The organism is Bacillus sp. RCC_6_1, from assembly GCF_041360755.1.
In the GTDB taxonomy this organism is placed as follows: domain Bacteria; phylum Bacillota; class Bacilli; order Bacillales; family Bacillaceae_G; genus Bacillus_A; species Bacillus_A cereus.
In genome coordinates this window covers 35,911-61,671 of sequence record NZ_JBFUPV010000005.1, presented here as the reverse complement: position 1 = coordinate 61,671, position 25,761 = coordinate 35,911, and the positions used below count along the sequence as shown (strand labels likewise).

Genomic DNA, 25,761 nt, shown 5'->3' with positions numbered 1-25,761 from the left:
TGAAATTACAAGGACGTTTTAACAAAAAAAGCAGATACATCACGTATCTGCTTTCCACCCTTTTTATTTAGCTAACTTTTGAAGTTCGTCAAAGAATGTAGGATATGATACACCTACTGCTTCTGCATCTTCAATAATTGTTTTTCCTTCTGCCAAACAGCCAGCAATTGCAAGCATCATTCCGATACGGTGATCACCATAACTATTTACTGTATTGCCTTTTAGAGCTGATTTTCCGTAAATGATCATACCGTCATCAGTTGCTTCTATGCGAGCTCCTAGTTTCGTTAACTCAGCAACGACTGTATCAATACGGTTTGTTTCTTTTACTTTTAATTCGTATGCATCTTTAATTACTGTAATTCCTTCTGCTTGCGTTGCCGCTAATGCGATTACAGGAATCTCATCGATTAATCTAGGGATAATATCTCCGCCAATTTCAATTCCTTTTAATGAAGATGTTTCGATTGTAATATTTGCAGCTGGTTCTGATGCCTCTTCGTTAATTAGATCTACAGTGAACGTAGCACCCATTTTTTCTAAAACATCAATAATACCTGTACGGGTTGGATTCATTCCTACATTTTGTAATACTAGTTTACTATTTGGGATGATTGCACCTGCTACTAAGAAAAACGCTGCTGATGATACGTCACCTGGCACTTGAATGTCTGTTGCTGTTAATTTTTGTCCACCTGACAGCTTCACTGTTTTCCCTTCGCGAGTTACTTTAACACCAAATGCTTCGAGCATTCTTTCCGTATGGTCGCGTGAAATATGTGGTTCTGTAACAGCTGTTACACCTTCTGCACGAAGACCTGCAAGTAAAATAGCCGACTTTACTTGTGCACTTGCAACAGGAGAAATATATTCAATTGCTTTTAAATCGCCGCCACGTATTGTTAACGGTGTAAATGTTCCTTCTTCTCGGCCGTCTATGTTTGCGCCCATTTGTTTTAATGGGTTTGTTACACGCTTCATCGGTCTTTTTGCGATAGATTCATCACCTTGTACGCAAGAGAAAAATGGTGTGTTAGCTAATATACCTGACATTAATCGGATTGTTGTACCAGAATTACCAACATCTAATACAGCTTTCGGTTCTTGTAAACCTTCTAATCCTTTACCAACTACAGTAACCTCATCACCGTTTTGCGTAATTTCTACTCCCATTTCTTTAAAACATGAAATCGTACTTAAACAGTCTGCACCGGGCAAGAAACCTTTAATTGTTGTTTTCCCTTCTGCAATAGAACCGAACATAACAGCACGGTGTGAAATGGATTTATCACCTGGGATTGTAATGTTGCCATTCAATCCGTTATTAACAGGTTGTATTGTTCTTTCTTTCACGTTTTTCACCTTCTCATTTAAATTGTTTCATAAGTTTGGTATTCTTCTTCTCCAAGCGCTAGCTTTGCTTTCATACGATCTTCTTCCCTTTGGAAGCTAATACGTAATACCCCAAGCAGTCCTTCACGCGCTTCTAATATTTGCAAGTTCGTAATACTAATTTCCTCGCGCGCTAAAATACTCGTAATATGAGCCAACGCCCCCACCTTATCTAATACATCGACGTATAAGTCGTGATAGGCAGGAATTGCCCCTCTCTTTCTTACTGGTAAAGAATCACGGTATTCTTTCGCATCTGCAAAATAGTTTTGAATCTCGCCTGCATCTCCGGTAGAAACTGTTTTATATAAATCTTCCATTTCAGAGATCCACTCTTTTAATAATACCATTAAATGCTCTCGATTTTGCTTTACAATATCACTCCACATTTTTGGACTACTAGATGCGATACGTGTAATGTCTTTGAAACCTCCAGCAGCTAGTTGATGAATGAGCGGATTATCTCCTGCATGTTTCTCAACTTGCTTTACTAAACCTGCTGCGATAAGGTGCGGAAAATGACTAACGATCCCTGTTACATAATCATGTTCTTCCGTATTTAAAACAAGAAAATGTGACCCTGTTCCTTTTAACCATACTTTAAGGTCTTCCACTTGTTTATTTGGCACGTGATTCATCGGTGTTAAAATGTAAAATGCATTTTCAAATAAATGTGCCTTTGCACTTTCAACTCCCGTTTTATGAGAACCCGCCATCGGATGTCCACCAATGAAAGAAACATCCTTTGAAAATAAAGCTTCCGCTTCGTTCATAATAGACCCTTTTGTACTACCAACATCAGTCACTATAACATCTTCTCGTAAACGGAATGACGCAAGTTTGTGTAATAGCTTCTTCGTTTCTTCAACTGGAGAAGCAAAAACAATTAAATGTGCCTCTTCACATGCACGCTGTAAATCAACTCCTATTTCATCTACTACGTGTAATTCTTTTGCACGCTCTACTTGCTCTTTAAATATATCGTACCCTGTTATCGTTACATCGTGCTCTTTCTTAATTGCTAATGCGAGAGAGCCTCCTATTAAACCTGTTCCAATTAATACTACCTTTTTACGCATTTGCCTCATCTCGAGACTTATTTTTTTTATTTTCAAAGTGTTGTTTTAACACTGAAATCACCCCTTCATTTTGCTCCCTTGTTCCAACTGTAATACGGACACCATTCGGGAACGGACGAATAATAAATCCTGCATGTGCACAAGCTTCATAAATCTCTCCAGCATTATCTACCGGTAAGAAGATGAAATTAGTTTGTGACGAATAAAATGGTATACCGTTTTCCTTACAGAAACTCTCGTATTGCTGTAACCCTTCTGTATTCATGTGAACTATTTCTTTAATAAACTCGTCATCACCAAAAGCAATCGTCGCTGCTTTTTGCGCTAATGAAGATACGTTAAATGGTAAACGTACGACATTTAATTTCTCAATTAGCTCTTCCTGTCCGATCGCATATCCAACGCGGAAAGAAGCTAATCCGTATGCTTTAGAAAACGTTCTAAGTACAAGAATGTTTTTATGTTTTTCTAAAAGCGGTAATGTCTCAGGGACATCTTTTGCTGTTACGTATTCATAGTACGCTTCATCAATGACAATTAACGTATTTTCACTAATGTCTTCAATAAATTGAGTTAATTTTTGCTCATTCACATATGTGCCCGTCGGGTTGTTCGGATTACAAATCCATACGATTTTCGTATTATTATTTACCGCTGACGAAATTTCGTCTAAATCGTATACACCTTTATTTAAAGGAATTTCTTTCACTTCACAGCCTTCAATAATCGCATGATGGCGGTACTGCGGGAATGTTGCACCTGCTGTTACAATGTTATCTCCCGCTCGTAATACGGCGCGGCTTATCATTTGAATGATTTCATCTAAACCACTACCACAAAGTACTTGTTCCATTTGCACATGCAACTTATCTGCGATTGTTTGACGGAGCGTTGTAGCACCTCCGTCAGGATATAAAGCATGTTCCAACCAAGAGTTTTGCAACTCTTCTAAAACTCTCGGTGAACAACCAAATGGATTTTCATTCGATGCTAATTTCACAAACAAATGATCTCCGTACACTTCTTTCATTTGTTCTGGTGATTTACCTGGTTTATATGGTTGTAATGATGATAGTTGATCTTTTACTTGCACGTTAAACCCACCTTTTTATTAAAATTCTTTTGCGTAGTTATTGTGTTGCATAATGTTTTGTTTTAATAATTCCATACGATCTTTTCCGAATTGTTCGACTAGTGCATCTGCAAGTTCCCATGCCACAACAGATTCAGCTACTACACCCGCTGCTGGTACTGCGCAACTATCAGATCTTTCAATACTCGCTTGGAATGCTTCTTTCGTATCAATATCAACGCTTGCTAACGGTTTGTATAAAGTAGGAATTGGCTTCATCACGCCTCTTACGATAATTGGCATACCTGTTGTCATACCACCTTCTAAACCGCCGGCATTATTCGTTTTTCTCGTGTATCCTTTTTTTTCATCCCACAGAATTTCATCATGCACTTTGCTTCCTGGTTGTCGTGCCGCTTCAAAACCTACGCCGATTTCAGCACCTTTAAATGCATTTATACTCATAATTGCACCAGCAAGTTTTGCATCTAATTTACGATCGTAATGAACGTAACTACCAACGCCAATCGGCATACCTTCTGCAATGACTTCCACAATACCACCGATTGAATCTCCACTACTTTTTGCGTTGTCAATCGCATTCATCATTTCTTGCTCTACTTCTTTATCTAAACATCGAACTGGTGAGTTTTCAGTAATTGTTTGAATTTCTTCAATTGATAAGTTTGAAATATGTTTTGCTTTTACTCCACCAATTTCAAGAACATGTCCTGCAATTCCCACGCCTAATTCGCTTAAAATTTGTTTTGCAACTGCACCAGCAGCTACACGAACTGTCGTTTCTCTTGCAGATGACCGCTCTAATACGTTTCTTATATCACGATGACCATATTTAATTGCTCCATTTAAATCTGCATGTCCGGGACGTGGTTTTGTAATTGTACGTTTCATGTCTTTACTTTCTTTTTCCGAAATTGGCTCTGCACCCATTACTTTCGTCCAATGTTTGAAATCATCATTTTTTACAATTAACGTAATCGGTGATCCAAGTGTCATCCCGTGACGAACACCACTTACAATTTCAACTGTATCTGTTTCAATTTGCATACGTCTTCCGCGTCCATGACCTTTTTGTCTTCTTAATAATTCTTTATTAATATGTTCCGCCGTAAGTGTCAAACCTGCTGGTACACCTTCTAAAATAACTGTTAACTGCGGTCCATGTGATTCTCCAGCTGTAATGTATCTCATTTCTCTTGCCCCTTTACTATTTTTTTGTACAAAAAAGTCCCTACTGAGCGCTCAGTAGGGACGATGTTTATCGCGGTACCACCCTAGTTGTAGACTTCTTTCGTCTACCTCTCTTCTTCTTTAACGATCATTCGACCGTCTTACCCTCCAAAAGTTGTCGGGAAAGATGCTCCAAGGCTGTAATTCATGCTTACCTTTGTACTGATTCACACCGACCATCAGCTCTCTTTAACAGTGAGATAAGCACTACTGTTTCCTCTTCAATGCATATATGATATGGAATTAAGATAATTTATTTTTGAAACCTTTTAACTCATCCATGAATCTATGGAATTCTGGAATGTCCATTTGTTGTGCAGAATCTGATAATGCAACTGCTGGATCTGGATGAACTTCAGCCATTACTGCATCTGCGCCAATTGCAAGTGCCGCTTTCGCTGTTGGTAATAATAAATCTCTGCGTCCAGTTGAATGTGTTACATCAACGATAACTGGTAAATGTGTTTCTTTCTTTAAAATTGGTACTGCAGAAATGTCTAATGTGTTACGTGTTGCTCTTTCGTATGTGCGGATACCGCGCTCACAAAGAATAATTTGATCGTTACCTTGCGCAATGATGTATTCCGCTGCGTTAATGAACTCATCAATTGTTGCTGCTAATCCACGTTTTAATAATACTGGTTTGTTAACTTTACCTACAGCTCGTAATAAATCGAAGTTTTGCATGTTACGTGCGCCAACTTGAATTACATCAACGTAGTCTAATGCCATTTCAACATCGTTCGGATTTAAAATTTCACTAATAATTGCTAAGTCAAACTCGTCTGCTACTTGACGTAAAATTTGAAGTCCTTCTACTCCTAAACCTTGGAAATCATATGGAGAAGTTCTCGGTTTGAATGCACCACCGCGCATTAATTTTAAGCCTTGGTCTTTCATCGCTTGCCCTACTTGACGAACTTGTTCTAAACTTTCTACTGCACAAGGTCCCATGATGAACGTTTGTGTTCCGTTTCCAATCAATTCACCTTTTACATCAACAATTGTATTTTCTTGTTTCTTTTTACGTGATACTAGTAACGCTTTACGGTTATCATCTTCTTGTAACTCTAAGCTTGCTTTGAAAATCGTTTTGAAAATATGTTGAACTGTTGATGTTTCGAATGGTCCTTCGTTATGCTCTGCAATCATATCAAGTACTTCACGCTCACGTACTGGATCAAAGCGTTTCGTGCCTTGTACTTGCTTTTGCTCTCCAATTTTTTGAACAATTTCACCACGTTTGTTTAAAAGGTGTAATAGTTGTAAGTTAATTTCATCTACCTGTTTACGTAATTGATCTAATTCATGATTTGCCATTTGGAAATCCTCCTCTAATGTTTTAAAAGTATAGTAAGAGAATAAAAAATTCTCTATTTTCTGAACTGACTAATTATACAAATTTATAGTGGAATCGATACCTCTTCTTATTTTAAACTAATAATTCGTACAAAGACATGAACTACTAGTTAAAAACCCACTTTTTTGTACAAAAAAGCCCTACTGATTCAATCAGTAGGGACGATATTTATCGCGGTACCACCCTAGTTGTAGACTTCTTTCGTCTACCTCTCTTCATTGTTAACGATCATCTGACCGTCTTTCCCTTCATAAAGACAATACTATCTTTACTACGAAAAAGATGCTCCAGGACTGTAATTCGCTCTTGTTTATGTACTGGTTTGCACCAACCACCAGCTCTCTGTTACAGGGAAACAACAACTACTGCTTTTCCTTTCAATGCATGACTATTTAATTTTCAAGTTGAACCACTAAAATACAAAAAGTCCCTACTGAATAAATCAGTAGGGACGATATTTATCGCGGTACCACCCTAGTTGTAGACTAACTTTCCGTCTACCTCTCTTCACTGTTAACGATCAATTGACCGCTTTTTCCTCATAAAGACAAACTATCTTTATTACGAAAAAGATGCTCCAAGACTGTAATTCATGATTATCCCTGTACTGGTTCACACCAACCACCAGCTCTCTGTTACAGTAAGACTAACCACTACTGTGATCTCTTCATTGCACTTTGTTTATTCAAATGTTTTTGAAATTGAATAAGTATGATTCGTATTATAGAACGCTTTTCAAAACACTGTCAACAACTTTTTATATATTTTTTTAAATTCCACTTTCGTCCTATAATTCTTTTTGTAAATCACCCATTACAATTCCTATGCGAATTATTTCATTTTCTAGTAAATGTAAAACATATTCCTCTACTTCATACTGAACTAATAATTCTTTTATTTGTATGATTTCTTTTTCAAATAAAACGGCTTCGTGACATGTTTGTAGTAAAATAAAAAACACATTTGCAAACATTTCTTTATGCGCTTTCATACTTTCTTTTTTATGAAGCATTTCAATCAATAACCGCTTCATTTCCTCACCTGTACATTTACCATGTACACTTGAAAATGCACGAGACATAATACATAATCCTTTTTCTAATATTTCATCCATGTATAAAATAATACGTAAAAGCATCACATATTCTCTCGCAGTTATCTCACCCATTTTTGGTCGTTCTCGCAAAAATACACTGAGCCAAGCTGTCCAAAACTTTTGTTGTTCTTTTACACTTAATGTTTTGACGTAATAGCATAAAAACTGCATAAACTTAATTTTATTTTCTTCATTTTCTAGTATGAGTAACGGGTATAACCAATTTGTTTTTTGCTCCCAATATAGTACACATTTAATAAATACAAAGCTAAGCCACTTCAAGAAAGCTTCTCTCGTATGCGGATGTAACACTTCCAAATGTTCTATCGCATACTTAATAAATCGCTTCATTTCTGTAAATAAAGGTAAATTTATTTGCGTGTAACATAAGCCGGCCCATGCATATTCCGTAATCTCGTTTTGTTTTTTTAAATCTAAGTATGGTAACAAATATTTTCGGCACCATTGTTTTTCAATATGATATAGAAATGTAATATCTGCTATTAAACGAGCAAACATAAAGTTTGTTCGTTCCGAATTAACTCTTACTTGTTCTTCAAATAAAAATAAATATTCATATACATTACGATCGTATAAATGATCATATGATAACAACTTTAATAATACAGCCGTCATTTTTCCAACTGGATGCTGAATTGATTCATTATAAAAATCTTGTTTCCCAAGCTTAAAGTCTGTATCACTCTTCATAACTTGAGGGAACACTGAAAAAGCAAATCGTTTTACAACACGTATACTATTCTCTTCTAACTCTTCTAGTCGATTACTAATTTCATATAGAAAACTACTAATTAACCAATGAAAAGCAGTATTTCTAACAAATTTCTGCAATAGCGGAATAATTTTTTGGATTTGCTCATTCGTCAATCCTCGATTATTTCGCCATTCTCTAATACAAACAAACCATACTTCATTACTTATTTCTTGCACTCCTACTAATTGGTATGCAAATGAAATACTCCACTCTGTGTTTAATTTACATGCTTTTGATAACATCTCTAAAAAATGGCGTTGTTCAAAAACACCATCTTGCGAAAATTGCTGAACTTGCTTCATAATTTCAACATCTTTCAGCTGCAATAATCCGTCAGCAGTTACATTACAAGTAATGCTTTCTGCTGTATCCTCTTTCTTTTGTACACTGTATCGTTCAGAATGAAAATGAGGATGCTTTTGCTTCATTAACTCATACCCATTTGCCGTAGATGGGCTATTTGAATCACACTTGAATAATAAGTCTAATACGAGATATGCATCAAATACCCTCTCTTCTGTAAGATGCTTTATTACAGTTCGAGTGACTTCTTCTTTTGTTTTTTCTAAACAATATGCATAATGCCTTTTTAAAAGTTGAAAAACTTCGTGTTTATAAGTGAAATCTAAAAGAAGTCCTTCATGTAACAACCATTTCATTTTGTCATCTACACGAACAAAAATATTTTTATTCATCGCATCAATTGCAATTCGCTTTTGAAGTACACTATTTGCTTCTATCATTTCTGTAATATAATAATCCGCTTTTTTCTCATTGTTTTCGCATAAATAAGTTAGACACTCTTTTACAATTCGTATTAAAAATGCAAGATCATTTTGATGAAACTCTTTCTCTACATTTTCCTTATTTCTTTTTTTCAGTGCCGTTTGTCTTAACGACAACATTCTCAATTTTTCTAATCCAATCATCATAATTGGAACAGCATAATAAGCGATATATGGCCTCATCTTTTCGTTCCAAATTTGCTCCACATGAGAAAATGTAGATACTGGTAAGCGACTCGATTCCTCGAGTTCTATTGATTCTTGCGTATCATTCCCCCATTTTCTTACACGTTTCAACTTCAGTTTTCCGTCTAAAATAAAAGTTAGTAACAATAAGGCAATTTCTTTATGCTCAGGAAAAGAACATTTTTGCAGTAACTTAGAAATCTTTTCTATAGAGCTACTATCTTTTTCAGCTGTTTCTAATAAAAGGAGTGTCCACCTTGCAAACAACAGCGGGTCCATCTTACTCTTCGTTTCGTTTAAGTAGTTACAAATTGTTCTCCATAATAACGGTGATATTTTAGAATAGTTTTTATAAATTAATTGAAATAATTCTTTCTGATGACTAAAAAGAAATTGTTCCACTAACCATTCTGCAAGTAATTCATCTACTTCATTATAGTTTGGCGTAAGCATAAACAAATTTTGTAATTTACCTTCTGCTTCTAACCATTCGACCCATTCATAATCATGAGCAAATTCCACAAAGTAACGTACTGTTTCAATTTTTTTAATCGATTGCTTTATGTATGATAATTGTTCCTGTTCTACTGACGGGGGAACCGTTACAATATCCCGAATACGCATTCTTTTCGTAATATAATTATCACCCATTAATTCAGCCCAGCGTTTTACTGCTTTTACGAGGGGTTGATGGTTATTCACCTTATTCGGATACACAATTGGTCTTATCCCTAAATGTTCCCAATGGTACGTATTTTCTCCTTGTGCGACAAAAGCAAATCGTCTTGTACTTGGTGGTAAACCAGTTGCTAAATATTTCATTACTGGGTCATTATGACTATATCCAATGAATAAAACGGTGTAATTTGAGAATAGATCAACTAAAAATCTTCTCGCCCACCCTTCCGTTAAGTAAGCCCTTCCAAAATCACCATCTGTTAAAATTAAAGCCTCTTTCTCCTGTTCTACATTACCATGTATATAAGCAAGACCTTTAAAAGCTCTCCCAGTCGGTAAAGCTGGAGCGTAATAAACATTGATATCTCTATTTATTTCTTTAATTGCTGTTGTAAAATGTTGATCAAAATTTGTTGTTACAATGCGGATATCTGTATCTAAAGGAAATAGCCTTGGAATTGCATAATGCAATGGATTCGGTTTTGATTTCTCTATATGAACAAGATCTCTTGCGACTTGATGTACATCTTTTGTTTTCGCAATTTTACCAAGATAATAATCATGTGGTTCTGTTATTTCACGTTTTTCGACATATAACGTTTTTGCAATTTCATCAACTAAATCATCAAAATTCGGTAAGTTTGATTTCCCTTTCATAGAAACTCCCGCTCCAACAAATAATACTAACTTTCCTTGCTCAAGGTGATCAATTAACTCATCTGGAATTTCTACTTCTGAAGTAATCCACATCCTGGATTCCCCCTTACCTAAAAATGTCATACACTCTCATTTTACTATAACATTTTTTCGTTGTTTTTATAATATTTAGACTAAATTCCGAACATGAAAAAGTTTTATGTAAATAAATCCGTTACAATGTATGAACTCCAGAATTTATTGAAAAACTATGTATAAATCGGAGGTGTAAATTTTGAATGATTTCACAGTAGTGCTTATCAAGTTTATATCGTGCATTATCGCATTTAGCATTGGGCTTGCTTTATTTTTCCCTGCAACGTTTGTTCAAATTATTTCATTCAGTCTCTTTGTTACAATCGTATCCTACATGTTCGTTGATAAAATCATTTTAAATCGAATTGGCAATACTGGTGCCATTATGTCGGATTTCTTATTAACATATTTAAGCGTATGGATTTTCGGTAATATTTTATTAGACAACTATATGCAAATTGCATGGGGCAGTATCCTTTCTGCCATCGTCTTCACTTTATCTGAAGTAATCGTTCATCGCTTCTCTAACTCTCATACAAGGCACAACAATGATAACATTCGTATTAATCGCCGCTTTGCATATGGTACAGAGTTTGCTGAAGAACAAAATATATTGGATAAAGATAAAAAAAAGTAACGTTTTAATGCAGGAGCGCCCTTTTTAATTATGTGGTGCTCCTTTTTTTATTTTTTCATTATGGTACGTGAAATTATATAAGTGATTATTTCAAAATACCGACCTACTAACAATATTTGACGCTATTTTTTCTAATAAAAAACTGCCTCTTATTTAGAGGCAGCCACTTTTAAGTCTTTTACTGCAACAACATCCGCAAACGCTCCCAATACTGCGTTATGATGTTTCACAATATCTTCAGCACGTAACACTTCTGTATTAAATGTACTATGTGCATCACTCACTAACGTTACTTTATATCCTTCACTACATGCTCTGCGCGTTGTCGTATCTACACAATACTCTGTTTGCATTCCCGAAAGAATAACGTGTTCAATTCCTTTCTCTTGTAACACTTCGCTTAAGTTTGTATTATGGAATGAATCTGGAGTCGTCTTTTCAACTATATGATCTCCTTCTTGCGGAGCGATGGCCGCATGGATTCGCCATCCATCCGTACCTTTTTCTAACGGATGATCTTTAGGACCGTTATGTTGGATATAAATAACTGGAATATCATTTGAACGACATTCCCTAATAAGCTCTTGCAATGTTTGTAAAAACTTTCCCCCATTATGTACTGGCATTCCAGCTGTATACATACCCGCTTGCACATCAATTACGATTAATGCTTTTTTCATTTCACACATCCCCCTTTGTTTGTATAAGCCATTATTATTGTTTATATTCCATCATCCAACAATCTTCTAATTTCCCCTCATGCAACTCATGTTCCTTTAAAATCTTTACTTTTTTAAATCCACTTTTTTCATAACACTTTATTGCTCGTTCATTATTTACTTTCGGATCCATTGCAATTGCTTCTGCTCCCATTTCACCCATAATATATGTAATTGCTGCCTGAACGAGTTTTGTTCCAATTCCCTTTCCCCAATAGGCTGGTTCACCGATAAATTGGTCCATACCCCATACATTTTGTGATTCTTTATAGCCATATAACGCTTTCCACTCTGAATCCACTGGGTACATTTGTATGTAACCAATCGGAATGTTATCAAATTCTATTAAACATCTTTTTTCATTACTGTTTGGACTATGTATAAAATGATCAAGCACCTTTTCTACAGATTGCGGATTATCTCGTCCTTCGTAATACCGCAGGACTGCTGGGTCCATTAACCATTTAGAAATGATAGATGCATCATCTTCCATTACGTATCTAATCAATAAACCTTCTTTTTGAAAAAGCATATTCTACCTCTATTATTCCTTTATATTTTTTCTTGCTGTTACATCTTTCATTGCACCTACTAATGCATATGGTAGTAATGTAATCGCAAAAAATGCTGTAAATACGTTAAATTGCGGGATTGTATAGAGTGTGAACCATTCAGTGAAAAATTGAGAATTTAATATTCTATTAAAAAACTCTCCGCCTGGCCTAAAGTTTGGTACCCACCCAGTTATTTCACACAAAATAAACAGTAACTGAACAATAAAAAATGCCCCTAGATAACGAAACTTACCCCCCTCCTTAAATATCCATCATATTGATTATACACTTTCCTCACTTTATTTGTTAAAATTTTCTATATAATTAATACTGTTGGGGGAATACATTATGTCTAATCCTATATTTACATCCACTTTAATCATTCTTAGAGGAAACTCCGCAAGTGGTAAAACAACGATTGCAAAACAACTACAAGAACATTTCGGACAAGGGACACTTTTAGTATCACAGGATGTTGTACGTAGAGATATGCTTAGAGTACACGACACAATGGGTAATTTATCACATGATTTACTATTTGAAATTACGAAGTACGGAAAAGGAAAATGTGAATTTGTTATTTTAGAAGGTATATTGAACAGTCATAGGTATGGTGAGATGTTAGAAGAATTAATTCGTTATTTTGATGAAAATGCATTTGCATATTACTTTGATTTATCATTAGAGGAAACTATTAGACGACATAACACAAGGGACAAACGACACGAATTTGGTGAAGATTCCCTACAAAAATGGTATAATCCGCACGATACTATTAAGGTTGCCAGAGAAACTATTTTTACAGATAACTTTACGCAAAAAGATATATTTGATGCAATTCTTAATGATGTTGCGATCAAAAAACAAGCCTAACATATTATGTTAGGCTTGTTATGTATTTTGTATTTCAGTTTTTATAATTGAACAATCTATACATAAATAATAGTATATATTCATTTCCCCAAACTGGAAATTAACTACTGAAATAAGTCCACGTTCCTCAATATCTTGAGTAATTGTAGCAACATATTTCATCTCTTTCGCACAAGTTGGACACGCCAAATCCTTTGGAAGATCATCATATAACGGTACCCCTAATAATCTACATACATATTCAGAACCGAACAAGTCAAAAGCTTCCCAGTAACTATCTTCATCTGTAGGTATATCTTCATTTTTCATATTTATAAGCTTTACCGTTGTTTTTGGTAATAAAACTGGTAACTTATATTCCTCTTCCATTATCCATTCTTCTGTATTTTGCTGCTGTATGATTTGAACAGTTTTCCCTCCATCACTTAACTGAAAATATTGCGGTTCCCATACCATCGCGCAGTTTAAACATGAAACGAATGGTAAAATATTTAGTTCATTACTTTTAAGTTCAGCAAGTCTCCCATCTTTTAAATCAAAACAGAGAATTTGATGCATCTTTTCACCGCATAACTTACATACTGGCAAATTACAATCTTGACCGCCAAAATAATGATTATATGAACCTCTTCCTTCAATTACTCTATACCCTTTCCTTTCTTTGCAATGTGCACCATATAATTCTGTTGTCATATTCTATCCTCGCCTTTTATAAGAATGATTCACAAAATGATAATAATTAAGACTAAAAAACATCGTCTTCCTGAATAGTTTCCATAATAAATTCTTTTAAACTCGGAGATATTTCTTCCATTTCGTCATCCGCGTGATACCAAATGTATATTTCATCATCCATTTTTCCATTATTTATTTTAAAGCACAATTTATCCCCTGAACCATCGTCACCAATTATGATAAGGTTTTCTGGCATATACTCATCTCTCATGTCAACATTTTGTCTAACTATATCATCCCAAGTTTTCGTTACATTTCTATTATCTTTAATCGGATATAGTATCCATTCCCCTATTTCAGCATTATTAACTAATTTAATAAGATCCCTATATTGATTTGGGAAAGCAGCACCTAACTTTTCTTCAGTTTCTTTTATTTGCAGCTCCAATACACCTTGTTTCTTTGTTTCAATATATTCTCTTACTTCTTTCATGAAATACACCTATCCTTTGAACTTAATTACACTATTATGAGTGAAAGTGTTTAGTAAACGATTTGATCCAATTTATACATTTCATTATACGTTAATCCTTCGTTTTCAACATACTACTCTTCTCTACTTCTCAATAAACTTCTGTTCTACTTCCTTACCTCATTCTTAATAGTTTTATTTTCTAAACATCATACAATTTTTATGTTTTGTTACAGGTTTAGTAATAAGCCATTTAAAAATCCTATTATCCTTCTACTAAAAAAATAAAAGCCAGCCTCAATAAAGAGAACTGACTTCTATTTGGATAATTATTGTTACTATAAAATTTTCACTTTAACAGTTTGTCTTCCCCAATTCATAGCTTTACTTTTTGAACCCATTAAAACATCAATACGATTACCTTTAATTGCACTTCCAGTATCACCAGCGATAGCTTCTCCATAGCCTTCTACCCATACTTTAGATCCTAATGGGATTACTTTCGGGTCAACTGCGATAATTCTCATATTCGGATTTGCCGTTAAATCATGCCCCATCGCAGTTAAAACGCGTCCACCATATGTACCATTTTCACTTGGATCAGCAGTATACGCTGTCGCTACTACCGTTAATTCACGTTTAGCAGACTGTATGTTGTTTTTAGATGCTTCTTTCGCTCTCTCTTCTTCTTTAGCTTTTGCTATTTCTCTTGCTTTTTCTTCTTCTTTAGCTTTTACTATTTCTTGCGCTTTCGGTTCTTCTTTGACTTTTGCCTCTTCTTTAGGCTTTACTATTTCTTGCGCTTTCGGTTCTTCTTTGACTTTTGCCTCTTCTTTAGGCTTTACTATTTCTTGCGCTTTTACTTCTTCTTTGACTTTTGCTTCTTCTTTAGGCTTTACTATTTCTTGCACTTTCGGTTCTTCTTTAACTTTTACTTCTTCTTTGACTTTTACCTCTTCTTTAGGCTTTACTATTTCTTGCGCTTTCTCTTCTTTTTTAACTTTTACTTCTTCTTTGACTTTTAACTCTTCTTTAGGCTTTACTATTTCTTGTGCTTTCGTTGTTTCTTTCGCTTTTGCTACTTTCTGCGTCTTTACTTCTTTCTTTTCTTTAACTGATTTTTGTACTTTCGCTACTTGCTTCGTTTTCTCTTCAGTTTTCTTTTCAGTTGGTGCTGTACTTGATAGGAAAGAAACGTTTGCATAAGCAGTTTTTCCTTTATACTCAAATTGCAGCCATCCGTCTTTTACTTGATGCGTTGATTCAATTACATCATCTTTTTTTAGTCTGCCAAGAATTTCTGAATCCGTGTTTGCTTCAGTGCGTACATTTAACAAATTCGCCGTTACATGATATACATCTTTTGTAAACTCCGAACTTACAAACACTTCTTTACCATTCAACTCAATTTTTGACCAGCCATCTTCGGTATTTATGACTTTTAACTCTTGCCCATTCTTTACTTTTTCGACCACTTTTGATTCTGTAGTCGGTTTTTCACGTACGTTAAGTACATCTGCTGTTACAATTGTTTCTGCGGTAGCAGTTGTGGTAAACGCCCCCAATCCAAAAACAGTTGCTGTTGCTGCGCCAATTACTTTTTTCATATTAGCCTCCATTAAATTTTTTTGAATTTTACCAAATGCCTTCGTAAAATTGTATAATCTTACATAATATCAAAACATTTGCAACAGTATATTAATATTGTTTAATATACTGTTATTAAAACTCCTTACTCCAATACTATCAAATTCTCATTTCTAATTCTATATATTATAAATCTCCTTATCTTTTATAAAAGCTCCATGCCCTTCTTCACACTAAATAGTTGTAGCAATTCCCGCCAAAAATAAACTTACGATTGCTAAAATTTGAGTAGCGACTATAGCCCCTCTTAAATGAAACTTATAATCTTTATATCCTTTCATACCTTCCGTACTAGGAATCACAACAAACCTTGGAGTAATCCAGCAAAAAATTAGCCAATCAATTATAAGTAAATCTACTAAATTGAAAATCATTAAAATACCAAAAGTGTGTAAATAGGCATCCATATACATTAATTTTTCATGCTTATGTAGTATATATGTAGAAATGAAAGGAGTACCGAAAAGAATAGTATTATATAAAATATTAAAATAAATGGTTTGCTTTTTTTCATGAATCGATTTTGGAAAAACTACTTTTTGAATATCTTTCGGATAATCAGTTAATGAAAGTCGAGGATTATAATATAAGGACCCTAAAATCATTACAGATAGTACAATAGACATGATGACACCAACGTACATCATTTGCTCAAATTGATTCATATACTGTATTCACCCTTTTCTGTAATTACTATGATGGTCATTCACTTAATTACATATTGTATGTACGTACATAATCAAAAATTAACAACTAGCTTTAATAGCAAAGCAAAATTGTTGCAATGCAAATGCAAATTTAATACAGTGGAAGCCTAATTGATACAGATAGGATTGGTGAAACCTATGAAAATTGAACATATCGCAATTTGGGTAAATGACTTAGAATGTATGCGTGATTTTTATATAAAATACTTTAATGGTAAAGCAAACTCGTTATACCATAATGAAATGAAACAATTTGAATCTTATTTTATTACGTTCGAATCTGGAGCAAGGCTTGAACTTATGCGTAAAAAAGGGGTTGAAAATAAGCCTAATTTAAACATAACTGGCTATGCTCATATGGCTTTTTCTGTCGGTAGTGAAGAACGAGTGAATGAACTGACAAAGGTGATAAAAGATGCTGGTTATCCTTTATTAAATGGACCACGTTTTACTGGAGATGGCTATTATGAAAGTGTAATAGGTGATCCAGAAGGCAATCAAATAGAAATTACGATTTAACTTACCCTTTTTTACCACCTCCATATTTTCCCACGGATTAGGCGGTGCTGTTGCTGAGGTGCCAAATGAGGCAACTGCTTACTTTTACCGAAAAGCACTATCAAACATGTCAATATTCGCTACTTGGGAGCAACCAGAAGGTGCCGCTGGAAGTATTCGATGGGTTGAAGACTTCCGCTTAGCGATGCTTCCATTTACAAAAGGTGTCTACGTTAATACGCCTGACCTATCCATTAAAAATTGGCCAGATGCATACTTCAGTTGCAACTTTGACCGATTAATGGAAGTAAAAGCGAAATATGATCCGAAAAATATTTTTAACTTTCCGCAAAGTATTCCGCTTTTTCAAACTATATATTACACCTAATATATTAAAATATAAAGCATCCATTTTTTAAATGGGTGTTTTATAAATAAAGTTTACATAATATAATTATTGGTTAATTCTTTTACTAAATATCTATTCAACAATCCAAAGTAACACTTTCTCAAACTCTTTTTTGGACAACATACTTTCGTTTATATAGCCATTCTTTTAATTGTACTTCATCCAAAGCTCCGTTCCCCTCTCATGATCCTTCACACTATATTCGCTCGTTTTTCACAAAAGGTTCATTTTACATGAAAATTTATTTATTACAATAAAAATATAAGGTATATTTTTATGAAAAGGAGGAATTCAAGAATGAATACAGAGGATAAAATTTACGCTGAAAAAGTGTTAAAAAATCTCTTTATCGGATCACAAGTTGATGGATTACAATTATCCCTCCTGAATCTTTAGCAATTTTCTATGAAACAGTTACATCTTCAAAGTTCTTCAGAAAATCTGATGAGCTGAATGAGTTAGCTTCAAAAATTGTACAAGCTACAGCAGAACAGAAGTACATGATCCATTATGGGGTTTAAATGTAATTCAAAAAATGCTTAGGATTTCTCCGAAGCATTTTTTGTATGTTACTAATACATTTATTCCTTAACCATTTAGTCAATGCTTGAGCCTATGGTCCCTTCTTTTACAAGTGAGGGCGCCCCTATTAATCTAAATAAGCGTCTCATTTCCAATCTTCCAGCTAAACCATCTCCCATGCCCTTCTGTTTCTCCAACCGTTTCACGATATTCGTTTCCGTTAATATAATAATCAATATGAAGGTCACGATCCCACATGTTGTTATACAGGTGAAATACATCACGTTTTGCGCCAATTTCTTGTATTTGTTTTTCTAACTTATGTTTTACTTGTTCTTGTATTTGATTTGCGACGTGTGTATGGAAAATACAAATAACAGCTTCTTCACTTATTTGTTCAATAATAGATGATAATAGCTCTACACCGTCTCCTTCTATTAATTGGACAGATTCATTTTTCACTAAAGATGCAGCTTGATCAAACATCTCAAACCTTTCTTTATGCTCTGGCCAAATTAAAGCACGTAACCATAAATAATCTTCCTCATTATGTAAATCATTCACATGTAAGTCCAGTCCGATTCTTTCTACGACAGATGGGCTTTCTTTTAGAAAATGCGGCACATTCTCCCCTCTTATTTCAGAAGTTACATGCACATTTGAATCTATATTTCCGTACATTTCATCCGTCCCGTACGAATAACGATATTGGTCCCAGAACAGTTGCAACCCAGAACTTGTCCCAATTTCAATTAACGCTAACGGCTTCTTCACTTTGTTAAATATGTAGCAGAAACTTGGGTATAAGTATGCGCACCGTCTTACTTCATTTGTTTGAACGAGTTTCGTTTGTAACAAAGTAATGATTTCTTCTCGGTACTCTTTACAGAAATCTTTAAAATGATTAAAAGCTTTATCTAAATTTGTATCAGCATTTTCAACTAAACTACTATAATACGTTTTTAAATGATGTTCTTTCCCTGCTAGCAATAAATAATGTACTGCACCTAATAGTAAGTTTGGGACTGGTTGACCTACCTGAGCATAGGACGATAGTGTAAGTACTTCCTCATCTTCAGCAATTTTCATTGATAAATATTCATATAAATCACTTGACCCTTTACATTCCTTTATTGAAAAGTTTCGAAATAAGTTTGAAATTTGTTCTTTTGTACACATTAGAGTCCCTCCTTTTTATTTTTCAGAATAATCTTACCATTACATAAAGAATAATCCCATAAAAAGGTACTCGATTTAGTCACTTAAGGATACGTAAGCTTTTTCGAGATAATTTCAAACTGTAATTTTTTTCTATTTACCACCTTAAAAGAGCTTGTTAAATAAGATTTTTAGCGAATAAAACGTTAAATAGTTTAAAATTATCAGATAACACTAGATATTTTAGTCTATTAATTATTATAATAGAGTATGAGATGGTTATATAATTGAGACAAAAAAGGTATACACCTAGGTGGGGCCTAGGCGGTGTTTCTCTTTTACGGCTTAGACATAGAAAACACCTACACTTTTTTGCCAATATAGGGGATGGAGAGATTATCATGAGCAACATGCAGCAAAAAACAGACGTTATCTTAATTGGTGCAGGAATTATGAGTGCAACGTTAGGCTCATTACTAAAAGAATTAGCACCAGAATGGGAAATTAAAGTTTTTGAAAAACTCGCAAGTGCCGGGGAAGAAAGCTCTAACGAATGGAATAATGCAGGTACAGGGCATTCTGCGCTATGCGAACTGAACTATACTTCCGAAAAAGCTGACGGATCTATAGATATTAGTAAGGCTGTAAAAGTGAATGAGCAATTCCAGCTTTCAAGACAATTTTGGGCATATCTTGTAAAGAGCAAATTAATTCGTAATCCACAAGATTTTATTATGCCACTACCTCATATGAGTTTAGTACAAGGGGAAAAAAATGTTGAGTTTCTAAAAAACCGTTTTGAAGCGCTTTCAAAAAATCCACTGTTTCAAGGAATGGAATTTTCTGATGCTCCTGAAACATTAAAAAAATGGCTTCCACTCATTATGGAAGGTCGCACATCTAATGAACCGATGGCGGCAACGAAGATTGACTCTGGAACAGATGTTAACTTCGGTGCATTAACACGTATGTTGTTTGATTACTTAAAAACAAAAAATGTCGAGCTAAACTACAAGCATAGTGTCGAAAATATTAAGCGCACGAAAAATGGTTTGTGGGAAGTAAAAGTACACGATATGAATAGTGGTAAAATTGAGCATCATACTGCTAAATTCGTCTTTATTGGCGGCGGTGGCGGTAGCCTACCTCTACTTCAAAAGACTGGTATCCCTGAATCAAAGCATATCGGTGGCTTCCCAGTAAGTGGACTATTTATGGTATGTAAAAACCAAAAAGTTGTAGAGCAGCATCATGCGAAAGTGTACGGTAAAGCTAAAGTTGGCGCTCCGCCAATGTCTGTACCTCATCTAGATACGAGATATATAGACAATAAAAAAGCTTTACTGTTTGGACCATTCGCAGGCTTCTCACCTAAATTCTTAAAAACTGGCTCAAATCTTGACTTAATCGGTTCTGTAAAACCGAATAATGTCTTAACGATGTTAGCCGCTGGTGTAAAAGAAATGGGACTTACAAAATACTTAATTCAGCAAGTTATGTTATCACATGAAAAACGTATGGAAGAATTACGCGAATTCATTCCGAACGCGAAAAGTGAAGATTGGGATATTGTAGTTGCTGGACAACGTGTACAAGTAATTAAAGATACTGATGCTGGCGGTAAAGGAACACTTCAATTTGGTACAGAAGTAGTAAGTGCAGCTGACGGCTCAATCGCCGCATTACTAGGCGCATCACCAGGTGCTTCTACTGCTGTTCACGTCATGCTCGAAGTATTAGAAAAATGTTTCCCAAGCCGCATGGTAGAATGGGAAGAAAAAATAAAAGAAATGATTCCTTCATATGGCATTTCACTAACTGAAAATCCAAGATTGTTCCAAGACCTTCACACTTCTACTGGTCGTACACTTGGATTAAACGAAAAAGAAACTGTTCATAATTAATGCAGAAATAAAAAAACGTCCGATATATTCGGACGTTTTTTTGTCTACTAAAAATTATACTTATCAATATTATCTTTCGTAAATACAACTCGTTCTGGTAATACGATAATTCCGTTCCCTTCTGCCTCATAATCATATCCTTGAATGGAGTTTGGCTCTACTTTCACTTTTCCAATTCCTTTTACTTCGAAGCTATCCCCTACTTTTAACTTCTTCCCTTTTACAACAATTTCATTTGCTACATACGTTGCGAGAGCACCTTGTTGTTTTACATCCCATAAACCAAATTGTTGTACTGTTCCTCGTTTTACATAATCACGCATAACGTTCGGTGTAGAAAATCCAGTTACCACTACTTTTTTATCCATTTTTAAGTTTTCAGCTGCCTGCGCCATTGCTGGGAGTGCTGTTGCATCTGGACAAATAACTGCGTTAATATCTGGATACGTTTTTAATATGTTCTCCCCTACGGATAAAGATTTTTGTGCATTATTTTCACCGTACTGCGTCGTTACAATTTCCCAGTTCGGATATTTCTTTTTAATAATTTCTTTCGCTTTCGTTACCCATTGGTTTTGATCCGTTACTGTCGGGCTAGAATAAAAGAATGCTACTTTTCCTTTATCTCCAATTTGCTTAGAAGTCATTTCTATTAATAAGTTAGCAAGTTGGTCTGGTGTTCCTTGGCTTATATAAAAAGAACGATCTTTCGGATTCACATCAGAATCCCATGTTAAGACGGTCATTCCTTTTTTCTTAGCACGTTGTAGTGATTGCGATAAACCATCAACTGATGTAGAGGAAACCATAAGTGCATCATAGTTTTGGTTAATAAAATTATTTATATACTTTACTTGCCCTGATACACTCGCTTCAGACGGCCCATCATATTTCACTTGTACGCCTAGCTTCTCTCCCATCTCCTTTGCTCCTTCACCTCCCGATGTGAAGAAACCAACTCCTGTTAATTTCGGAATAAATGCAAATTTCACATCATCAGCCTTTTTCTTATCTGCCGTTTGGCTAGAACACGCAATTAAACCGATTAAACAAATACATACAATCAATACAATCCCTAGTTTTCTCTTCATGACATTTCCCCCTTATGCAAACTCTGTCTTTTCCCCGCTAAAAATTGATGTAATTTGAAATGTCTCATAATAACTGAAAGAATAAGGATAATACCTATTACTACATTGGATTGTTCATTTGTTAAACCCGTCATTTGCAAGCCATACTGCATGAGCCCAATGAAAATACTCGCCAGTACAGTACCTAAAATACTTCCTTTTCCACCTGTAATAAGTGTCCCGCCTAATACAACTGCTGTAATAATTGGTAATATTGTTTCGCTTCCTATATCAGCACGTGCAGAACCGAAATATGCAGTTAAGAAAGCTCCTCCTAATCCACCTCCTAACCCAGAAAGTATGTAAGCAATGATTACTACTTTCTTCGTCTTAATCCCGGTGTATTTTGCTGCATTTTCATTCGCGCCTGTTAATTTTACGTGGCGCCCATATATCGTTCGGTGAAACAAAATCGTGCATACAATTGTTAATAAAATAAGTAGCCATAATAAATTGGGTATTCCTATAAAACTACCATTTGCTAGTTGTACATAAGTATCAGGTAAGCCGCTTATCCCTTCATATCCAGAAGCACCTGCCCCTCCTGAAATGACGAGTGCAATTCCTCCGTATAAAAACATCGTTCCGAGTGTAACGACTAGTGGTTCTACATCTGTCAATTTTATAATAAGCCCATTTAAAGCTCCTGCTAAGCAACTGACTATAAGTGCCATTATTACTGCTAGTAAAATATGAATTCCATTCATCCAAAACACACCAATTAAAATCGAGGTTAGCCCCATAATTGATCCTACAGATACGTCAATTCCTCCTGTTACAATAACGAAAGTCATTGGAATTGCCGCGATTGCTATGAATAGAAAATCATTTGTACTAAAAAGGAGATTACTAATATTTAAGAAATTGCTGTTTATAAAACTAAAGAGAATGAATTCTATAAGAAGTAATATGATTAACACACCTTCCCATCTGTAAAAATACTTCATAGATTCATTCTCCTTTCTGCTTTCCACTTCTTCATGACGCTATCTAATATGATAATAAGTAATAGTAAAAAACCTGAAATAGCATTATTCCAAAATGCTGGTATTTTTAAAAAGATAAGTGAACTGCTTATCACTTCTAAAAACAATGCTCCTAGTGCAGCTCCAAATATAGAACCTGTTCCTCCTTTTAGATGAATTCCTCCTAGCACAGCAGCTGCAATCACCTGTAGTTCCATTCCTGTACCAGTTTGATTTGGAACGAACCCGATATTCATAACAAATATGCAACCAGCGAGCGCAGCGCTTATGCCTGAAATCATAAACGCATATATCTTCACTTTATTAACAGGTATACCAATAAGCCTCGCGCCATCTTCATTATCACCTACCGCATAAAAGTATCTTCCCAATGGCACTTCTCTTAAAAAAAAGTATAGTAGTAGTAAAATAATAAGAACGAACCATACAGTTATAGGTAAACCAAGAATGATGATAGATGACAGCTGCTTAAAATCGTTTGGAATATCTTCAATCCACTTCCCGCCTGTGAAAATTAACATTGCACCTCTAACAATTCCTAACATGCCTAATGTCATAATAATGGCTGGTACCCGAAACTTCGCAACTCCAATACCATTTACGAAACCGATAATGGCCCCAAGTATAATAGCTACAAATATCGACAAGAATGCACTATACCCATTCGTTAACATCATTCCGCAAACTGCTGCACTTAATCCCATGCTTGAACCAACTGATACATCTATATTTTTCGTAAATAAGACGAACGATTGACCGATTGCTAGCACGACTAAAATAACGCTTGATTTCATCAGTAAAGATAACGAGGTAAATTGAATAAAACTAGGGTTTATCATCCCTACAATAGCTATATAAATTAGTAGTAACATTATGATAGACGTTTCGTGCATTTTATACATACGTTTCATTCCGTTACACCTCCGTATGCAAGGCGTGTAACTTCATTCACACTCAGTTGTTCTTTTTCCATATGAGAAACAAATCGCCCATTTCTCATTACATATACACGGTTTACTAATTGGATAATTTCTTCAACATCTGAAGAGATTAATAAAATTGCGAGTCCTTCCCTTTTCATTTTTTTTATCGTCTCATACACTTCAAGCCTTGCTTTCGCATCAATTCCGCGAGTCGGCTCATCAAGAATAATAATTTTAGGATTACATGCAAGATACTTCGCAAGCACGACCTTCTGCTGATTACCTCCTGATAAAGATGCCAATTCTTTATTCATATTCTGTACAACAATTCGGAACTGTTCTATAAACGAATTAACTAAAGCGCTTTCTTTTTCTTGATTTATAAAAAAGCGATTATTTTGATATAAACTTGCTGCTGCAATATTTTCTTTAACAGAAGCAATTGAGAAAATTCCATTCCTCGCCCTATCCTCTGGCACATAAACTAGTCCTTCGTCTAGCCTTTTATGCAAAGAACACGTATCAATTGATTTTCCCCCCAATAAGATAGACCCTGATTTTATAGTTTTCAATCCAAATATCGCTTCTGCTAATTCCGTTCTGCCAGATCCTATAATGCCAGCAACACCTACAACCTCACCCGCATGTACAGTGAATGATATATTTTCGAATGCGTGACCATTTATATCAACCACTTCTAATATTTTTTTCGTCTTTGCTGTCTCTTGAACTACTTCTATTTTCTCTTTCTGTTTATATCCTTTTGGCAATAGTCCCTCCATCAGCATGTCATATGTATAGTCACATACATCACCTTGGCTTACAACCATTCCATCACGTAGTATTGCTACTTTGTTGGCAATTTCAAAGATTTCTGGAAAACGATGCGTAATATAAATCATCCCAATTCCTTTTTCTTGTAAACTTTTCATCAACACAAAAAGACTCTTAATTTCGTGTGTTGTTAATGTCGATGTTGGCTCATCTAGAATAAGAATCTCAGCTTCTCTTATTAATCCTCTAACGATTTCTACTAACTGTTGTTGCGCAATAGATAACGATTCTCCCTGTTCATTAAGATCAATATCCCAACTTAAACTGTCAATTAATTGCTGAACTTTTACTTTAAGCTTCTTTCTATTCCCCTTTAATCCAATACATATATTTTCTTCAATGGTCATATGCGGAAAAATGAGCGGTTCTTGTGGTATTAAATAAATCCCTTCTTGGTGTGCTTCTTTTGGATTTGCAAACTGCTGTCTCTTTCCTTTCACATACATTTCTCCACTATCATACGAATATAACCCCGTTAATATTTTCATTAATGTCGATTTCCCGGCGCCATTTCCACCAACTAAAGCGTATATATCACCATGCTCTACTTGTAAGTTCACTTCCTTTAGCACAAGTTGATTCGAAAACGCCTTACTCATTTTCTTCACTTGTAATAAGGGCACATTCTCCACATGATGTCACCTGCCTTTACCCAGAACATTTTTTGAGAAAATGATTATTTGTTCTACTTGTTTTGTAGCATTGTA

General features: G+C 35.0%; 23 protein-coding genes, 1 pseudogene and 3 other annotated features. Of the genes and pseudogenes, 6 read left to right on the top strand and 18 right to left on the bottom strand.

What is annotated here, in order from left to right; all coding sequences use genetic code 11:
- Window positions 1–63 precede the first annotated feature (63 nt).
- From aroA to AB6801_RS16765, 6 genes are all read right to left on the bottom strand, one after another.
- Window positions 64–1,353 (bottom strand): 3-phosphoshikimate 1-carboxyvinyltransferase, encoded by a 1,290-nt coding sequence (aroA, locus tag AB6801_RS16790; protein ID WP_097814010.1) that lies wholly within the window; start codon window positions 1,351–1,353, stop codon window positions 64–66.
- A 17-nt stretch (window positions 1,354–1,370) separates the two neighbouring features.
- A complete protein-coding gene (tyrA, locus tag AB6801_RS16785) occupies window positions 1,371–2,471 on the bottom strand; it encodes a prephenate dehydrogenase (protein WP_001228131.1) in 1,101 nt (366 codons plus the stop codon).
- A complete protein-coding gene (gene hisC / locus AB6801_RS16780; protein WP_097814009.1) occupies window positions 2,464–3,564 on the bottom strand; it encodes a histidinol-phosphate transaminase in 1,101 nt (366 codons plus the stop codon). The genes tyrA and hisC overlap by 8 nt, the downstream gene beginning before the upstream one ends.
- Window positions 3,565–3,582: 18 nt before the next feature.
- Window positions 3,583–4,755, bottom strand: coding sequence for a chorismate synthase (gene aroC / locus AB6801_RS16775; protein ID WP_001269429.1), 1,173 nt, complete (start codon window positions 4,753–4,755; stop codon window positions 3,583–3,585).
- A 53-nt stretch (window positions 4,756–4,808) separates the two neighbouring features.
- Window positions 4,809–5,028 (bottom strand) — a binding site (T-box leader).
- A 9-nt stretch (window positions 5,029–5,037) separates the two neighbouring features.
- The gene (locus tag AB6801_RS16770) at window positions 5,038–6,114 is read right to left on the bottom strand and encodes a bifunctional 3-deoxy-7-phosphoheptulonate synthase/chorismate mutase (RefSeq protein WP_001273575.1); all 1,077 of its coding nucleotides are present in this window, start codon (window positions 6,112–6,114) and stop codon (window positions 5,038–5,040) included.
- Window positions 6,115–6,308: 194 nt separating this feature from the next.
- Window positions 6,309–6,544 (bottom strand) — a binding site (T-box leader).
- Between the two features lie 54 nt (window positions 6,545–6,598).
- Window positions 6,599–6,834: a binding site (T-box leader), on the bottom strand.
- 107 nt (window positions 6,835–6,941) lie between these two features.
- On the bottom strand, window positions 6,942–10,424 hold the full coding sequence (locus tag AB6801_RS16765) for a DUF4020 domain-containing protein (protein WP_065703850.1): 3,483 nt from the start codon (window positions 10,422–10,424) through the stop codon (window positions 6,942–6,944).
- Window positions 10,425–10,605: 181 nt separating this feature from the next.
- Between AB6801_RS16765 and AB6801_RS16760 the strand changes: the two genes are divergently transcribed.
- Window positions 10,606–11,043: a YndM family protein gene (locus tag AB6801_RS16760; RefSeq protein ID WP_000997702.1), complete on the top strand. Its 438-nt coding sequence runs from the start codon at window positions 10,606–10,608 to the stop codon at window positions 11,041–11,043.
- A 149-nt stretch (window positions 11,044–11,192) separates the two neighbouring features.
- On the opposite strand, the gene AB6801_RS16755 is transcribed toward AB6801_RS16760, so the two are convergent.
- From AB6801_RS16755 to AB6801_RS16745, 3 genes are read right to left on the bottom strand one after another with little or no spacing between them, the layout of a single operon-like run.
- Window positions 11,193–11,723, bottom strand: coding sequence for a cysteine hydrolase family protein (locus AB6801_RS16755; RefSeq protein ID WP_000709536.1), 531 nt, complete (start codon window positions 11,721–11,723; stop codon window positions 11,193–11,195).
- A 34-nt stretch (window positions 11,724–11,757) separates the two neighbouring features.
- On the bottom strand, window positions 11,758–12,294 hold the full coding sequence (locus AB6801_RS16750) for a GNAT family N-acetyltransferase (protein ID WP_000898764.1): 537 nt from the start codon (window positions 12,292–12,294) through the stop codon (window positions 11,758–11,760).
- A gap of 12 nt (window positions 12,295–12,306) precedes the next feature.
- Complete coding sequence (locus AB6801_RS16745; RefSeq protein ID WP_033667163.1) at window positions 12,307–12,585, bottom strand: YfzA family protein; 279 nt, start codon at window positions 12,583–12,585, stop codon at window positions 12,307–12,309.
- A 79-nt stretch (window positions 12,586–12,664) separates the two neighbouring features.
- Here AB6801_RS16745 and AB6801_RS16740 point away from each other — a divergent pair, with 79 nt between their 5' ends.
- Window positions 12,665–13,189: a kinase gene (locus tag AB6801_RS16740; protein WP_000070080.1), complete on the top strand. Its 525-nt coding sequence runs from the start codon at window positions 12,665–12,667 to the stop codon at window positions 13,187–13,189.
- A gap of 18 nt (window positions 13,190–13,207) precedes the next feature.
- Here the strand turns inward: AB6801_RS16740 and AB6801_RS16735 are convergent, their stop codons facing one another.
- The 4 genes from AB6801_RS16735 to AB6801_RS16720 all read right to left on the bottom strand — a co-directional run bounded on the left by AB6801_RS16735 (window position 13,208) and on the right by AB6801_RS16720 (window position 16,648).
- Window positions 13,208–13,882: a hypothetical protein gene (locus AB6801_RS16735; protein WP_000206086.1), complete on the bottom strand. Its 675-nt coding sequence runs from the start codon at window positions 13,880–13,882 to the stop codon at window positions 13,208–13,210.
- A gap of 52 nt (window positions 13,883–13,934) precedes the next feature.
- On the bottom strand, window positions 13,935–14,357 hold the full coding sequence (locus AB6801_RS16730; protein WP_000665936.1) for an SMI1/KNR4 family protein: 423 nt from the start codon (window positions 14,355–14,357) through the stop codon (window positions 13,935–13,937).
- 317 nt (window positions 14,358–14,674) lie between these two features.
- Window positions 14,675–15,943: a cell wall-binding protein EntB gene (gene entB, locus AB6801_RS16725; protein ID WP_258034737.1), complete on the bottom strand. Its 1,269-nt coding sequence runs from the start codon at window positions 15,941–15,943 to the stop codon at window positions 14,675–14,677.
- A gap of 213 nt (window positions 15,944–16,156) precedes the next feature.
- Window positions 16,157–16,648 carry a hypothetical protein gene (locus AB6801_RS16720; RefSeq protein ID WP_001071234.1) on the bottom strand — a complete coding sequence of 164 codons (492 nt, stop codon included), beginning with the start codon at window positions 16,646–16,648 and terminating at the stop codon, window positions 16,157–16,159.
- A gap of 180 nt (window positions 16,649–16,828) precedes the next feature.
- Here AB6801_RS16720 and AB6801_RS16715 point away from each other — a divergent pair, with 180 nt between their 5' ends.
- From AB6801_RS16715 to AB6801_RS16705, 3 genes and pseudogenes are all read left to right on the top strand, one after another.
- Window positions 16,829–17,209: a VOC family protein gene (locus AB6801_RS16715; RefSeq protein WP_000687533.1), complete on the top strand. Its 381-nt coding sequence runs from the start codon at window positions 16,829–16,831 to the stop codon at window positions 17,207–17,209.
- Between the two features lie 58 nt (window positions 17,210–17,267).
- On the top strand, window positions 17,268–17,576 hold the full coding sequence (locus AB6801_RS16710; protein WP_002196612.1) for a BBE domain-containing protein: 309 nt from the start codon (window positions 17,268–17,270) through the stop codon (window positions 17,574–17,576).
- 389 nt (window positions 17,577–17,965) lie between these two features.
- Window positions 17,966–18,118: pseudogene (locus tag AB6801_RS16705) on the top strand (short-chain dehydrogenase); the annotation flags it as partial.
- Between the two features lie 133 nt (window positions 18,119–18,251).
- Here AB6801_RS16705 and AB6801_RS16700 read toward each other — a convergent pair.
- Window positions 18,252–19,298: a DUF2332 domain-containing protein gene (locus AB6801_RS16700; RefSeq protein ID WP_000337436.1), complete on the bottom strand. Its 1,047-nt coding sequence runs from the start codon at window positions 19,296–19,298 to the stop codon at window positions 18,252–18,254.
- Window positions 19,299–19,678: 380 nt separating this feature from the next.
- On the opposite strand from AB6801_RS16700, the gene AB6801_RS16695 reads away from it, so the two are divergent.
- Entirely contained in the window at window positions 19,679–21,181 is a 1,503-nt protein-coding gene (locus AB6801_RS16695; RefSeq protein WP_000069138.1) for a malate:quinone oxidoreductase, read from the top strand.
- A gap of 47 nt (window positions 21,182–21,228) precedes the next feature.
- Here the strand turns inward: AB6801_RS16695 and lsrB are convergent, their stop codons facing one another.
- Genes lsrB through AB6801_RS16675 form a run of 4 tightly spaced genes read right to left on the bottom strand, consistent with a single transcriptional unit; the run spans window position 21,229 to window position 25,686 of the window.
- Entirely contained in the window at window positions 21,229–22,272 is a 1,044-nt protein-coding gene (gene lsrB / locus AB6801_RS16690; RefSeq protein WP_000823656.1) for an autoinducer 2 ABC transporter substrate-binding protein LsrB, read from the bottom strand.
- Window positions 22,269–23,258, bottom strand: coding sequence for an ABC transporter permease (locus AB6801_RS16685; RefSeq protein WP_141530667.1), 990 nt, complete (start codon window positions 23,256–23,258; stop codon window positions 22,269–22,271). The genes lsrB and AB6801_RS16685 overlap by 4 nt, the downstream gene beginning before the upstream one ends.
- Window positions 23,255–24,208 carry an ABC transporter permease subunit gene (locus tag AB6801_RS16680; protein ID WP_000827684.1) on the bottom strand — a complete coding sequence of 318 codons (954 nt, stop codon included), beginning with the start codon at window positions 24,206–24,208 and terminating at the stop codon, window positions 23,255–23,257. The genes AB6801_RS16685 and AB6801_RS16680 overlap by 4 nt, the downstream gene beginning before the upstream one ends.
- Window positions 24,205–25,686 (bottom strand): sugar ABC transporter ATP-binding protein, encoded by a 1,482-nt coding sequence (locus tag AB6801_RS16675; RefSeq protein ID WP_000432630.1) that lies wholly within the window; start codon window positions 25,684–25,686, stop codon window positions 24,205–24,207. The genes AB6801_RS16680 and AB6801_RS16675 overlap by 4 nt, the downstream gene beginning before the upstream one ends.
- Between the last annotated feature and the right edge of the window lie 75 nt (window positions 25,687–25,761).